This window comes from Sphingobium sp. RSMS, assembly GCF_005406185.4.
Classification (GTDB): Bacteria; Pseudomonadota; Alphaproteobacteria; order Sphingomonadales; family Sphingomonadaceae; genus Sphingobium; species Sphingobium fuliginis.
On the sequence record NZ_CM191257.1, the window covers coordinates 995,588 to 1,009,773 of the forward strand.

15 protein-coding genes are annotated in these 14,186 nt (G+C 61.9%); 6 read left to right on the top strand and 9 right to left on the bottom strand.

The features are described 5' to 3' along the window. Window positions 1–7 precede the first annotated feature (7 nt). The 3 genes from EGM87_RS04630 to EGM87_RS04640 form a co-directional block, all read right to left on the bottom strand. Window positions 8–274, bottom strand: a complete 267-nt coding sequence (locus EGM87_RS04630) for a type IV conjugative transfer system protein TraL (RefSeq protein ID WP_044662127.1) — start codon at window positions 272–274, stop codon at window positions 8–10. Between the two features lie 126 nt (window positions 275–400). Continuing rightward, entirely contained in the window at window positions 401–703 is a 303-nt protein-coding gene (locus EGM87_RS04635; protein WP_373886337.1) for a hypothetical protein, read from the bottom strand. Window positions 704–930: 227 nt separating this feature from the next. Beyond that, entirely contained in the window at window positions 931–1,713 is a 783-nt protein-coding gene (locus EGM87_RS04640) for a DsbC family protein (protein WP_044662129.1), read from the bottom strand. Window positions 1,714–2,301: 588 nt separating this feature from the next. Here EGM87_RS04640 and EGM87_RS04645 point away from each other — a divergent pair. From EGM87_RS04645 to EGM87_RS04670, 6 genes are all read left to right on the top strand, one after another. Next, a complete protein-coding gene (locus EGM87_RS04645) occupies window positions 2,302–2,721 on the top strand; it encodes a hypothetical protein (RefSeq protein WP_044662131.1) in 420 nt (139 codons plus the stop codon). Window positions 2,722–2,958: 237 nt separating this feature from the next. Next, complete coding sequence (locus EGM87_RS04650) at window positions 2,959–3,378, top strand: helix-turn-helix domain-containing protein (protein ID WP_044662132.1); 420 nt, start codon at window positions 2,959–2,961, stop codon at window positions 3,376–3,378. A 9-nt stretch (window positions 3,379–3,387) separates the two neighbouring features. Next, the gene (locus EGM87_RS04655) at window positions 3,388–4,020 is read left to right on the top strand and encodes a GntR family transcriptional regulator (RefSeq protein ID WP_044662133.1); all 633 of its coding nucleotides are present in this window, start codon (window positions 3,388–3,390) and stop codon (window positions 4,018–4,020) included. Window positions 4,021–4,143: 123 nt separating this feature from the next. Further along, complete coding sequence (locus EGM87_RS04660) at window positions 4,144–4,278, top strand: benenodin family lasso peptide (protein WP_137709742.1); 135 nt, start codon at window positions 4,144–4,146, stop codon at window positions 4,276–4,278. A gap of 65 nt (window positions 4,279–4,343) precedes the next feature. Next, window positions 4,344–5,000: a lasso peptide biosynthesis B2 protein gene (locus tag EGM87_RS04665; RefSeq protein ID WP_082718614.1), complete on the top strand. Its 657-nt coding sequence runs from the start codon at window positions 4,344–4,346 to the stop codon at window positions 4,998–5,000. Then, the gene (locus EGM87_RS04670) at window positions 5,000–6,757 is read left to right on the top strand and encodes an asparagine synthase-related protein (RefSeq protein ID WP_044662135.1); all 1,758 of its coding nucleotides are present in this window, start codon (window positions 5,000–5,002) and stop codon (window positions 6,755–6,757) included. Before EGM87_RS04665 ends, EGM87_RS04670 begins: the two co-directional genes overlap by 1 nt. Window positions 6,758–6,833: 76 nt before the next feature. On the opposite strand, the gene parT is transcribed toward EGM87_RS04670, so the two are convergent. The 6 genes from parT to EGM87_RS04700 form a co-directional block, all read right to left on the bottom strand. Next, window positions 6,834–7,319, bottom strand: a complete 486-nt coding sequence (parT, locus tag EGM87_RS04675) for a type II toxin-antitoxin system Prs ADP-ribosylating toxin ParT (RefSeq protein WP_044662136.1) — start codon at window positions 7,317–7,319, stop codon at window positions 6,834–6,836. Further along, entirely contained in the window at window positions 7,316–7,795 is a 480-nt protein-coding gene (gene parS / locus EGM87_RS04680; protein WP_044662137.1) for a type II toxin-antitoxin system Prs ADP-ribosylating antitoxin ParS, read from the bottom strand. Before parS ends, parT begins: the two co-directional genes overlap by 4 nt. Window positions 7,796–7,882: 87 nt before the next feature. After that, window positions 7,883–9,964 (bottom strand): Atxe2 family lasso peptide isopeptidase, encoded by a 2,082-nt coding sequence (locus EGM87_RS04685; protein ID WP_044662138.1) that lies wholly within the window; start codon window positions 9,962–9,964, stop codon window positions 7,883–7,885. Then, window positions 9,964–12,534, bottom strand: coding sequence for a TonB-dependent receptor (locus EGM87_RS04690; RefSeq protein ID WP_044662139.1), 2,571 nt, complete (start codon window positions 12,532–12,534; stop codon window positions 9,964–9,966). Before EGM87_RS04690 ends, EGM87_RS04685 begins: the two co-directional genes overlap by 1 nt. Window positions 12,535–12,619: 85 nt before the next feature. Then, window positions 12,620–13,618, bottom strand: coding sequence for a FecR family protein (locus EGM87_RS04695; RefSeq protein WP_052628226.1), 999 nt, complete (start codon window positions 13,616–13,618; stop codon window positions 12,620–12,622). Next, a complete protein-coding gene (locus EGM87_RS04700) occupies window positions 13,611–14,177 on the bottom strand; it encodes an RNA polymerase sigma factor (protein ID WP_044662140.1) in 567 nt (188 codons plus the stop codon). The genes EGM87_RS04695 and EGM87_RS04700 overlap by 8 nt, the downstream gene beginning before the upstream one ends. Window positions 14,178–14,186: the final 9 nt, after the last annotated feature.

The window sequence follows — 14,186 nt, forward strand, 5'->3', positions numbered from 1 at the left end:
GGATACCTCACTCGCAAAAGCGGGTCTGGGTCGGGCCGGGGTAGCGGGGGAGCTTGAGCAGCCCCCAGCGCCAGGCGAGATGGGGCATGAAGCCGCGCGGCTTGGTCCGCTTCCAGGGAATGAAGAGGAGAAGGACGCCGAGGAGCGACCAGCCCACATATCCGCCGACGATGACGGCGACGAAGATGGTGGACACCACGACGATGAACTCCTGCGCGTCGAACCAGAGTATCTGGACCGGCTTGTGCAGAAATTGGGGAAGTCTCTCGTCCACGTCCTTCTCCCTTGCTTCATCACGCCTCGACCAGGCGTGATTGTTACAAGGAGCGACCATCCGCTCCCCGTATCCGGCGTGGACCCGGAACATGAGATCCACGCCAGTCCCTGTTTCAGGCGGCTCTCAGACCATCATGCCGAAGGTCTGGAGGATGGAATCCGCCCGGATCAGGCAGACGGCGGCGACGATCGTCGGGATGCCGATCATGATGTTGGAAAAGAGACGGCTGACCCCGAACAGAAAGGCGGCCACCCCGCCCACGAAGCCGAGCGGCCCTTTCACCCCCTGGTTCACCACGATGTCGTAGATATCGTAGCCAAGGTCGCCGGCGGCCGGCGCCTGGAAGGCGTGGGCGGCCGATGCCAGGGTCATCGCGATAAGCAGGGTTCCCACGGCATCGGCCAACGCAAACGAGAGGCTGCGCATCCGGTTCCGGGATTGGGCAGGCAGTGAGGCAAGTTTGAGCATGGCTTTTCTCCAGGCAATAAGGAGCCTCCCCATGAAAATGCCTGCCGGCACCGACATGAGAATCGTTGACGGCCAGCGAAGGGATGGGTGGCTCCTTGGAAACGGGGCCCTGTCGCCGGCATCTGTTGCTCAGGGAACGGGCGCTTGTTCGTCCGTCGCCGTGAGCCCGCCAAATTTGGGGGAAATCAGCTGGGTGGCTTTTTTGGCGCCCGCTTCTCATCGAGCCAGGCCTCGATCTCGGCCTGCTGGAAGCCGGAGATGGCGCGGCCATCAAGGATGAGGGTCGGCGTCCCCGATATGCCCATGGCTTTGACGGCCTGCGCATTGGCGGCGACGCGTGCCGCGCCCTCCTTGCAGGTGGCGAGCGGTTTTGGCGCCTCTCCGGCATAAGTGGCGCGGAAGGCGCCAGCCTGATCCTTCGAGCAGAGGATATGCTCGGCCTTGGACGCGGCTTGCGGGTGGATGCCGCTCACGAAATAGATTTGCCGACGTACCGGCTTTCCTTCGGCGGCCTTCGCCGCCCAGAAGCGATCGAGCGCGCGGCAATAGGGGCAGTCGGGATCAGTGAACTCGATGACGGTCGGCGCGCCCGGCGGTCCGATGGTGAGCGCCTGGGAAGGCTCGAGCGCGCCCAACTTTTTTTGCGCGCTCGCATCCTGGGCGAGGGCGGTCAGATTGACGCCGTTCTTGTCGTAAATGGTGGCGAACAGCAGATGGTCGCTCTGCGGCGCATAATAGAGGATGCGGCCGCCGGCGCTCGCCTGGAACAGCGGGCCCTTGACCGGCGCCGGCCCGAAATCCTCGAACTGAAGATTGGCAAAGCTCTGATGAAGGCTCTGTTCGGCGGCGCGGGCTGCCGCGGCAAGGTCCGCCGGTTCGCCCGGTTGCGGCTGTGCCATCGCAGCACCGGGAAGGAGGAAGGTGGCGCAGGTGAGGACTGCGGAAAGATTGCGGGAAGGCCTCTTCATCGGGCTATCTCCTTCAGGGGCAAAGCGGGGGAGTTCAGCAGGTCCGCATCAATCCTGACCCTGGAGCCCAGCTGCAACGAACGACGCGGTTCGACTGGGGAAGTGGCGTCTGCGCGAATGAAGAAATCTCCGTTCGCCTGCGCTATGTCGAGATGCCCCAACGGGAGCGCTGCCGCAGTTCCGGCGCTTGGGTGCGCCGCTCCGCATGGGTTCGCGATCAGGCCGGACAGGAACAGTCCAGCCACGATCGCCGGTTGATTGGCCGACATCATCATCGTCTCCAATGCATGACGAAGCATTGCGCCTCGTGTGGGTCTCCATGGGTTGGCGGTGGACGCTCAAACTGGAAATCGGATCTGTGCCTCGTCGCCCCATGTCGGGATGAGCCGGTGGTGCGCCAACCTTGCGGGCATCCGCAATGGGCAGGGCACTGAGATGCCGAAACCGGCACTGAAGTACCGGAATCGGCATCTCAATGCCGATTTCGGCATTTCAGTGCCGATTTTTTGATCAGGAAACGCCTTCAAATTCGCGGATGCCCGTCAGTAGCATGGGGGTGGTCGCGCGAATCACAAAAGGGGTTGAGCCATGGTCGGCAACCGATCGAGGACCTACAGATTGTACCTGTCGAGCGAGGGCACCGACCTGTTCCTCGCGTGCCACTATCGATTGGCGCGGATCGCCAGGAGCTTCATTCCCTATGGCGCGACGCTATCGGTCGCGCTTCTGCTGATGGGGTCCGTGGATACGGACGAGCTCGTCGCGGAACTTACCATGCCCTCGCTCAAGAAGTTGGTGGGGAATGAAGAACATTATGTCGGGGCATCGGCGCAGCTGAAGCCCTTTGCCGGCGCCATTCTCGAACGCGTCGCCGCCTCGGACCATATCGATGCGCGCCCGACGGTCGCGAAACTCCATGTCGCCGCCATTGCGATCATGGCGGCGAGCGAGGATCGGGCTCTGGCGCGGGCCTTTCGACGGCTTCCCGACACTTTTCGGCAAGGCTGACCGGGCGTCGAACAGCGCGTCAGGCCGCTTTTGTAGGGCGGGCCTCCACCATGAGTTAGGGTGGCGACGCGGCATCTCTTCTTCAATTCGGGTAATTTGACCGTCTGTCTGCGGACCCAAGCGGCTCGCCAACTGTCAAAATGGTACCGATAAAATTTGACCGACGGCATATTTCACCCAAATCTTGGGTCATCGGAATGTGCATGGATGCTTTGAGACGCGATCAGGGAGGACCTGATGACCTCATCTCAAAGCGGCGCCTTTGAAGAAGGGGCGTCGATACTGGCCGAGGTCAAGTCGATCTCAGGTCGCCGCATTGAAGAACGGCGCAGGCGCCATCGCATTACGCAAGAGCAACTTGCCGCCGATGTCGGGATCGGTGTGCGGTGGCTCAGGGAAATCGAATCGGGCAACCCGAAGTCCCGTTTCGATGACCATATCGCCTGCGCCCATGCCCTCGGACTGTCGGCGGCGCATCTCCTCATCCCCATGATGTTTCTGGAGCATCACATGCACTTTCCCCGCCATTTCTTTCTCGATGACATGCGCGACCTCGAACAGCTCTGTATCGAATTCATCTCCGGTCTGAACCTGCGGACTTTCCTCAAGCCGGCCGACGGCGGGCGCGGTCCGACCGGCACCGGCTCATCGGCATAGGCAGTCCGCATGGCGCCGGAAACCGTCATCGCCGATCGCGTCTATCGCGAACTCAAGCTGCTGATTCTGCGCGGTGACCAGCCACCGGCAGCGCCGCTTGTGGTGCTGGCCCTCGCGGAGCGCTTCGGGACCAGCATCGCGCCGGTTCGCGACGCGCTCCATCGTCTCGTCGGTGAGCGACTGGTCGCGATGCAGGGCGGAGGCGGCTTCGCCATGCCGCCCCTGACCCGGCAGCGAGCCTATAATCTCTACAGTTGGCACCGAGACATTGTCGAAGCGGCGCTCAAGGTCATGGTGAAATTCGAACGAATCGAACAGCCGCCAGCCTTTCTTGACGATGAGATAGCCGATCCCGTACGCATTGCCGCTGCCAGCGCCGATCTTTTCACGCAGATATGCGCCTGTTCGCCCAATGACGAACATCTTGATGCGGTCAGCATCGTTGGCGAACGTCTTCACACATTGAGGCTGTGCGAAAGCGTGGTGAACAGGCAGGCTCAGGAATTGCGGGAATTATGGACCATCGTCTGCGAAGGAAACAGACGCGCGATCCGAAATGCAATCTCCCACTATCATAAACGTCGCCTGGCGCGTGTAGACCAAATCGTGAGCGCTGTGCTTCTGGCGTCAATTGCGGACTGAAATTCTCCATCCATTTGCAAGCTTATAAGCTGTCAAAATGGCACCTTATAAGATCGGATATATGGCTTTCCTTCAATAGCATCAGTCCTGCCGCAAGACTGCGGTGAACTGATGGAGATGAAGATGAACAACATCAACGAGCATGAAGACAGCGTCGTCGATCTCGGCGTCGCATCGGTCGAAACGAAGGGCGCAGCGCTCGACGATTCCGACAATATCGGCGGCCAGGTCCGCCAGCTCGGTATCGCCGACGACTGACCAAGGGGCGCGCGCCGGAGGGCGCGCGTCTTTTTCATGATGGCCGCAAGCGTCGGAGAGCCGAAATGGGATACAGGTTGAGAAATGGCCTGTCCTTCTGCGTGACAGGGCAGCGCGCGATCTTCCTCGATGTCGCGGCCGACCGCTATTTTGGCCTGCAGCCGCAATGGGATCTGGCGTTCCGGCGGCTTGTCATGGGCGAGGCGCCGGGGTCCGACCTCGGCCATCTGGTCGCTTCTGCCATTCTCGTTGAAGACGAGGAAATCGACTGGCCGCCGCAGCCGGTTTCCATTCCCTGCGCGTCGCGCGAAGTGCCGCTTGATCCCGCGACGGGATCGATGGGGCAGCGGCTCGCTTTCATCCGAGCGCAGATCAGCGCGATCATTCGCCTTCGCGTCCGGGAGTTCGGCGTCATCATCGCGCAGATCGAGCGGCGCGCGCGTTGCGTCGAGATCGACCATGCCGGTCGCGCGGACCTGGAATGGACAGGCTGGGCTTCAGCGTTTGCCGCCAGTAACTGGTTGCTGCCGCAAAGGGGCCAGTGCCTGCCCCGCTCGATCGCCTTTCTCGAGGTCCTGCTCGCCGCGGGCCTCAGCGCAAAGCTGGTCATTGGCGTCAGCGCATCGCCCTTTTCCGCCCATTGCTGGGTGCAGGCCGATGACATGGTCCTCAACGATCGGCTGGAGAATATCCGGCCCTTCGAGCCGATCCTGGCGATCTGATGCTGGGGCGCTACCTGATCCTGATCGACTGGAATGAAGAGGCTCTGCCGCGCAGGCAGGCGTTCGTTCAGGAGCGCACGGGTCTTCGATATTGCACGCGCATTGGGCAGGCCATCATCTGGACAAGCGCGCCCGACCTTGTTTTGCTGCTGCCTGACGGTTCGGGCGGGGTGATTGGAACGCTGTTCCCGCGCCATGGCCCGGCCTTCCCGATCACCATGGAGGACAAGCAGTGGCAGGAGGAGATGCGCACCGGCGCCGTCCTGCCGACACTGCGCGACCGATATTGGGGCGGCTACATCCTCTCTGCGGAAGGCGAGGGAATGATGGAACTCGCGCGAGATCCCGGCGGTGCGATGCCTAGCTATTTTCTCCAGATGCCGACGGGCTGGGCCGCGTCGTCGGATGTCGATCTTCTGGTCGAAGCCGGCCTTTTGAAGCGCGCCATCGCCTGGGATCAGATCCCGCGATATTTGATCGCGAAGGACTTGCCGAATAGCGCGACGGCGATCGAAGGCCTCCACGAATTGCTGCCCGGCACCTCCGTCCTGTTGAAGCCTGGAGAGCAGGAAGTGACGCGCTTCTGGTCACCCTGGGATCATGTCAGGGAAGCCGAACAATGGGACAGCGAGGCGGCGGCTGAACGCCTCCGCAGGACCATCGATCATTGCATCGCTTCCTGGGCCTCGACCTCCAGCGCGATCCTTTCGACCCTTTCGGGCGGGCTTGACTCCTCGATCGTCACGGCTGGCCTGTCGAGGGCCGGGACGCCGTTCCAGTGCGTCACCCTCGTCACCGAAAATCGCAACGGCGACGAGCGGGATTATGCGCGCGCCATGGCCGCGTCGGTCGGTGCGCCATTGCTCGAAGGCTTCTACGATCATGGCGATATCGACCTCTCCCGTTCGGTCGCGAGACATTTTCCCAAGCCCATCGGGCAGATCCATGAGGTGGCCTATCATGCCCTCGTCATGCGCCTGGCGCGCGGTTGCGGGGCGGATGCCGTCCATACCGGAAATGGCGGCGACAATATCTTCTACAACAGCAGTTCGGTCCGCCCATTTTTCGATTGCATCCATGCGCGGGGCATCGGTGGCGAGGCTTTCGCCACGCTGCGCAATATCGCGAAGGTGACCGAGACGTCGTTTTCGACAGCGGCCTGGGAAGTGCTGCGCGCAATCCCCCATATGCGTCGGCCCTACAAATGGGTCCGCAATGGCGAGGCCATCGCCGATGATGTGATGGCGGATTTGCAAGCCAAGCCGTTGCGGCACCCTTGGCTCGATGAGCAACTGCGCTCGCGTCCCGGTAAATCCGGGCAAATCGCCTTCCTCCTGCGGGTCCAGAACCATCTTGAAGGCTATCTGCGCGAACATGGGATGCCGATGGTCAACCCCCTCATGTCGCAACCGGTGGTCGAAGCGGCATTGGCCATTCCGACCTGGAAAATGCTTGAGGGCGGGCGGGATCGTGCCATCGCGCGAAGGGCCTATCATGATCGCCTCCCGCCGCTGGTTCGGGACCGGCGGCGTAAGGGAAGTCCGAGTGGCTTTGCGATGGAGGTGATCGAGCGCAACCACCATGAAGTGCATGAGCGGCTGCTGGACGGCGAACTCATGCGTCGGAAACTTCTGAACGGCGCTGCGATCGACGCAGCGCTGGCGCGGGGACCGGCCATGGGATTGAGTTATGTCCGGCTGCTGACCCTGCTCGATATGGAGGCCTGGATCGCGCGCTGGAACGGGGCTGGCGGTTGAACCGCCAATGACGAGGAGTCCGGGCATCGAGTGTCAAGTGCGCAAGCGGACTGATCGGTAACGCTGCCAGAGAAGATCACGCCTTGCGGATCATCCTTGGATCATAGAGCCATTTGCGCACCTTCCGGGCCTTGATCCCCTTGGCATCGGGGTGCGCGGGATTGATGAGGAGATTAGTCTCCTCTGGCACAATGACGGAAGGGACGAGCAGCAGCGCTGTCCTTTGGCTCTGCGCCCATTGCGATCCGAATGAGATGCTGACCCGTCCCGCCGGTTCGGCATCCCAGCCGACCGGGAGATTGCCGGGTGTCGCGACCTCCGCTGATGCCAGCACCTCGTCCGGCACCTCGATTTCGACGAGGTAGCGATTGAGCGGCAACCCACCCGAGTTCAGATGAACGACCGTCTCCAGGCAGGCGAGTGCCCGGCTGCTCGCCGCATAGACGATGGCGACGCCGACCTCATTCCACCGGCCCCCGGTGATCTTGGCGCCGGCGCCTGACAGGTCGTCCGCTTCATAGGTCCTGGCGTCGGTTGCGATTCTCCAAAAGCTTGTCGTCACGCAAAGGCGCCGCTCTGGATTTGCGCAAGGGCGCGGGACACGACGGCCTGTCCCTCCATCGTGTCGAGAAGATCGATCGGATTGACGCCTCCCAGCGCCGGGAGAGGCTGACGCAGCCAGGACGAGAGCCATTCGGGCGCATCGAACCCATCCGTCTCGCCCGATTCCTCGACCATGTCTTCGAGCTGGCCGACCAGTTTTGCAAGGCCCAGAACCCGTTCACTGTCTTCCGTCGAGAGCGGCTGGTTGTTCGCCGCCTTCTTGTTCACCGTGGCCGTCTTGAGATTGAGCGCGTCGAACATGACCTTCTGGTCCACATGCAAGGCGGCGATGAAGCGCTTCAGGTCGCTGGCCGCCACGCCCTTCTTGATGACGCCGATTCGATCGACCGGCGAGGCACGGTACAGCGCCTTATAGGCAAAGGGGGGCGTGCCTTTCCCCTGCGCCTTGCGCGCGCCAGTTTCGAGTTCGGACATGGCAATGCTCCTTTGAGCATTTATATAGCTCCTTTGAGCGTCATTCGCAAGGAAGGCGGTGGAGGCAGCCATGCCATCGGTCGCCCATCAGCTGCCGACCGGCCGGTTTTCGCCGACGGCGGCTTGATCCTGTGCCGCCCGCCGCATCTCGGCCCAGCGATCGACTTCGGGCGCATCGTCATCCGAAGGGTCGGGACGCTTACCCCTCAGCCAGAAATCGAACCATCGCAGGTTCCGCTTGTAGATGCCCGCCCGATGAGCGGGGTGACGCTTGATGTGGACCTCATCGGGGAAGACGTAGAGATCGATCGGGTGTTTCGCGGCCCGCAGAGCCCTGACTGTTTCCAAGGCCACGAGATATTCGCCGTCGGCGGCCTGCATGAGGATCGGAAAGGCGACCCGCGAGGCGTTGCGGGCGAGCGAAATGTCTCCCCACATTTGCGGCTTGTCCTCAGGGGAGGCAGGCCAACCGAGGCTTTCATAGTGACGCTGGAGGGAAGGCCCCAACACCCAGGTTTGAGAGGGCTCCCAGCAGCAGCCGCTCACCACCGCGGCCTTGAACAGACTGCTATGCAGCGCCGCATATTGGACGGTCGTCGATCCATCGCTGAGCCCGGTGATGCCGATCTGTTCCGGGTCGGCGACCCCGGCGTCAATGAGCTGCCTGACCTTCGTTTCGATGGCGGACAATATGCTTCGCCGCTCCATGAAGCCGTCATTCTGCCGCCGCTGTCGCTCTATCGATGGGAGGCCCAGCCCGTAAAGCGGGGAGCGCGGCCGCTGGACGTTTAGAACCAGATATCCGGCGCGGGCGAAGAGCTGGACGGGATATTCATCGCCCGTACCGCCTCGAAGGAACCCGCGGCTCTCATATTGCACGACGATGAGCGGGTAGCGGCGTCCGGGTTGATAGTCGGGCGGATAGACGAGATCTCCGAAGCATTCGATGCCCTGATCGTTCTTCCAGAGCAATCGTTCGACCTTGCCAAGCTTCAGCGTCCCAAAGGCCGGGTTCGGGTCAAACAGAGGGACGGATTTCCCGGTGCGCAGGTCGATACGACTGAGATAGCGTGGGTGGGTCGAGCCTTCCCGCCCACATAGGACATCATCGTCGATCGGCTTGCAGTCGATGAGCAGATCTGATGTCGCATAGAGCCTGTGGGGTTCGGCCGAACCGACCTTCCATTCATAAATCGCCATCTCATTCTTCGCCCAACCCTCGCGCCGGACGTAGCGCACGGCGCCTTTGGAAGAGAACCAGGGCGCACCTTCCACCTCGGTACAGGCGCTGCTTTCGCAGCGGCTTTCCTTCCCTGCCGGACCAGCGGCGATATGATCGAACCCTTTGTCATCCCGCACCGTTGTCGCGTGAACGCCCTTTGCGGCTTGCGATTCCGCGATCGGTGCCGTCAGCAACGCTTTCTCTTCATCACTGGCCGCGCGGATGTCACCGTCACTGATGCGTACCGCCTTGTAGACATAGGCGGGGCGGCCTCCTGGAAAGGGCCAGGCCGAGGCGAACGGAAAATAGCGATCATCATAGCGCAGCCCCGAACGGGATTCCCGGCGCAGAGCCGTTGCCTGCGCGGAACCGTCGCGGACCTTGTAGATGATCATGCTTCCATCGCGACTGAAGCGGAAATCGACGATATCCTGCGGATCGGCGCCGATGGTCCGGGCTTTCAGCTTCTCATCCCACAGGCGGAGCTGCAGCCGCCCGTCGATGAATTTGAGATAGGCGAGACGCTTTCCGTCGCCTGACCATCTCGGCGTGATCAGTTGGGTGATGCCCGATGGGAAGCCATTTGTTCCGTAGAAATCTTCGAAGCGAAAGAAGGCGACGCCCGGCCCGGAATCGATCAACGTCGAGTTTCCGTCGCGATCCACAAGGGTGATGCCGGTACAATAACTGTCCCCTGCCACGCTTGCGCGTCGGACACCGACCGCGACCCTTCGATTGTCCGGTGACAGCGTGAAGAAGGAACCGGCTTCCATCGCGGCATTGGGTCCAAGATCCAACGTCTCGATGAGGTCGCGATCCGCGATGGGACGAGGGCTGCCGGCTTGTGCGTCGGGCTGCAGGATGCGGGCGCAATCTTGTGATGCAGGTGCGGCCGGGACTGCGGCCGCACCTGCCCCGGATATGCTCAGAACAAGGGAAATGAGCATTACCAAGCCTTTGAGACGGTGAAGCTCAGGAGGCGCCCGATGCTGGAATAGTTGGTGGCGTCATAGGTCGGGTTGGTTGCCGTCGCGCGGATGGCCGAGGGCTTCTCATTGAGGATATTTTGCCCGGAAAGCAGGAAGGACCATCCGCCCAACAAGCCGCTCCCCTCGGGTCCCCAGCTGATCGTGGCGTCGATCGAGTGGAAGCCCGAGACCTTGTAGGTCGTCGTGGTTCGCGTGTCGTCCGTACCGCCGATATAATTATAAGCGAGGTTTGTCCCGATCGGCCCACGCTTCCAGCCGCCGCCGGCGCGACCGCGCCAGCGCGGCGGGTTGAAGATCCTGCCGGCCTTCACGATCGTCGGCTGACTCGCGCTCAATTTCTGATCGCTCTTGAGATAGCTGCCGCTCGCTTCGAGGTGGAACTGATTTTCTCCTGCCGAAAATTCATAGGAGGCGGAGGCATCGACGCCTCGGATATGCTGCCTGGCGGCGTTCTGAAGCTGGTTGAAGATGATAGCCGCCAGATTGGCAGGGTCGTAAGCGCCGCCTGTCTGGTTCTGGACGCCCAAAGGGAGATTGGCCGTCGCCGCCAGAACCTGTTCCAGGGTTGGGTTGAGGAGGATGAGGTCGGCATAATCAGCTTTGAAGGCCTGGGAGCTGTCGGCGATCGGGCGAACCACGCGGTTTTTGTAACGGACATCGAAGTAGCTGGCTTCAAGCCGCAGGCCGGGGATGCTTTGAGGCTTTGCCTCCGCCGTCAGGGTCAGGGTCGTCGCCTTTTCGGGTTCGAGATCCTTGCTGCCGCCGCTGATCTGGAGGACATTCCGGCTGGTTGGCGGGGAGGGGAGATAATAGGCCGGGAACAGGAGCACACCCTGCCGGACCGTGTTCTGTTGGCTCAGCGTCGGCGCCTTGAACGATTTTCCCCAGGCGCCCTTGAGCATCAGGTCGCTGATCGGCTGGTAGCTGATGCCGATCTTGGGGGTCGCAAGCCCACCAATATCGTCATAGCGCTCATAGCGAACGGCACCCGAGAACTGGAGCGATCGGATCAGGGGAACCGCGTTGCGATCGGCGACCAATGGCAGGAAAAGCTCGCCATAGGCGAAGGTTGCCGTCTGGCCATCATGATAGTTGAGGAGGGACGTGGTTGCCGTTGCGGTGACGCGCCTGATCGATGCGTCGAGGCCGTTGGAGCGAAGGCCCGCGCCGACCGCGAGCCGCGCATCGCCTCCCGGCAGAGCGAAAAGCGGGCCTTCGCCGCTGAATTCGGCCGACCATAGATCATTCTTGTACCGGACATGGTTCACGGCCGAGGCGGTGCCTCCCGAATAGATTTCCGCGATGATCTTGCTGTCGCTGATGGCGCGGGTGGCGCGAGCCGTGACTTCCCAACCCGCGGGTAGCCGAAACTTGACCGAAGGGCTGATGGAATAGCTCTCGATATCGGGGCGGCTGATAATGCCGCTTTGCTTCACATCGCCCGTGTTTGTGAAGGGAAGGGCGGCCACAGACTTGTGCCGGTTGTAATGAGCGTCGATCTCAAACTCGATAATGTCGGCCAGCGACTGGTGACCGGCCAGGACCGCGCTGACTTGCCGTTGCGAGGGGAGCAGGGTGTTGCTGGCCTGGCGTGACCGCATATAGGAGCGCTGCGATGCCGTGATGTCCGTCGCTTTGTTGAAGTCGCCCGCGATCATGAATCCGCCACTGTCCCAGCGGCGGCCGGTCACGGCGCTATATTGCTGCTGGACGTCGCCGCCGTCAGTGGCGGCGCCGAACCGAGCAGTCGTCAGCAAGCCGTCATAGTCCCGGCGGAGCAGGATGTTGGCGACGCCGCCCACCGCGTCGGACCCATAAAGAGCCGATGAACCGTCCGCGACGATCTCCACTCGCTCGATGGCTGCCAGGGGGATCGCGGAAATGTCAATCCCCTGGCTTACTGCATCATATGCGACACGATGGCCGTTCAATAGTGTGAGCGTGGCATCGGCGCCGAGGCCCCGCAGGTTGAGGGTGGAGGAGGATGTGGTGTTTTCCGAACCGGTCTGCACGCTGGAGATGACACCCGGGTTCTGCCCGCCGCTGAAATTCTGCGGAATGCTGCGGACAAAGGAGCCAAGGTCCGTATAGCCGAGTTCCCCGATCTTCTCTCGGGAAGCAGCGATGACCGGAGACATGGGCTTTGCGCCGCGAATGCGTGAGCCAGTAACGAAGAGCTGGTTGTCCGCCGCGCCTTCTACCTCCTCGCGCGACGGCGTTGCTCGCCCCCGGAGGTAAATGGTTCGCCCCCTGATGTCCGCATTGAGGCCGGATTGTGCAAGCAGGGCGGTGACGGCTTCCTCGACCGTGAATTCGCCGGTCAGCGCGGGCGAGCGGCGTCCCTGGAGCGACTTGGGATCAGCCACGAGCTGATAGTCATTTGCCCTGGCGATGGCGCGCAAACCCGCGCCGAGTTCCTGGGCCGGCAAATCATAGCTTTTCTTCGCTTCCTGCGCCGCAGCCTGCGGCGCAACCATGCTGACGCAGATCGCGGCGCTGCCCAGAAGCGCAAACTTTCCCATACCCATTTTCTGCCCCCTTGATTGGTCCGCCTCTTTGCGAGGCTCAAAACCAGAAGACGGGGCGAGACAGGTTTGAAGCTGGGCGCTTGAATTATTTTCTGGGGCTGAGGATCAATCTGCCCTTTTCGGTGCGATCGATGTCGAGGTCCAGAAACCCGCTGATCGCTTCCGCCACGCGCTCAATGTCGCGAATGTGGATGTCCGCGAATATCTCCCGGTCGCCCAGGCTCGCGGGCATCAACTCGATCCTGGTATCGCTGTAGCTGTTTGCTTCGGCGATGACTTCCCTGATCGGCACATTGTCGAAACTCTTCACGCCGTTCACCCATTGCTCGTCAGACCTGCGTGCAGGAATGACAAGGGTTTGCGGCTCATGTCCATGGCTGAAGGCCAAAATCTGGCCGGGCCGGAGCCGAATTTTTCTGGCAGGCTGTGTGTGCTGAGAGGTCAACTCCACCTCTACGCCGCCTTCGATCAGATGCACCGCCACATTGTTTCGGAATAGCACATCGAAGACAGTTCCGGTCGCACGCACCTCCATGCCGCCGGCCCTGACGAAGAACGGACGCTCGGCATCATGGGCAACGATGAACCGGGCGCGACCGCGCTTCAGCACGAGGTCACGGCGGTCCGCCGTCATCGTAACGGCGATCGCGGTGTCGGTATCAAGGACGACTTGGCTTCCATCGGCGAGCTTGACGGTCCGCACTTCCCCCACTTTCGTAACAAAGGGGGCTGGGGTCACTCCGCCCGCCATCTGCGGTGATTGAGTGCGGATGGTCTGGAACAGGATGCTCGCGGCTATGAGCAGGCCCAGGATAGACGCAGCCGCCAGGATCGGGACTGATTTGATCCCCAAGGGCTTTTGCACCGGAAGCCGGGGAGGGGGCAAATCGAGCACCCCGCCGGCATGGCCGGCGGCCTGCACATCGTTCATCAGGTCAAGATAGAGCTGCCGCCGAGCCGGCTTTTCCTCGATCCAATCGGCGAGCGACTGCGCGTGACGCTCCGGTTCATCGAGCATCTGCAACACCCATTTTTGAGCGGCCCGGCGATCCTGCGCCGTAGTCGCGCTGTGGTCCTCAGTCATTGTCCGCCTCCCGCTGACGGTCGATGAGCCGAATGGCCTTGAGCATATGCTTCTGTACGACCCAAAGTGGCTCTCCGAGATCCGATGCGATCTGCCGGTAGCTACAGCCTTCCACCCGATTGAGAAGGAAAATTTCGAGTGTGCGGGGGGCCAGTTGCTGGAGGATCGCCGTCCAGCGAGCCAATTCCTGGCGCGATTGAACGTCACGATGAGGGTCTAGGCTGGAGATCGCATTTACGCCGTCCTCGAGCAGGGTCAGTTGCCTTGAGAGGCGTGTGGAGCCGCGTTCCGCATGGTCGCGTAGCAGGTTGGTCGCAATCCGTGTCAGATAGGCACGGGGGCTTCCGAGTGAGGGATGCGGGGCGGCGCACACGAAGCGGGTCAGCGTTTCCTGGCTGAATTCGTCGGCATCGGCGGGGTTGCCGAGCTTGCGGGTGAAGAAACGCAATAGGCGAGGCTTCTCCCGTCGATAGAAATCGGAGAAGCTGAACCGCTCGCCGGTATCATTGCTCACAATCTGAAGGTCGATCCGGCGACCTTCACTTTCGCCCTGGCCCATTCGTCGCAC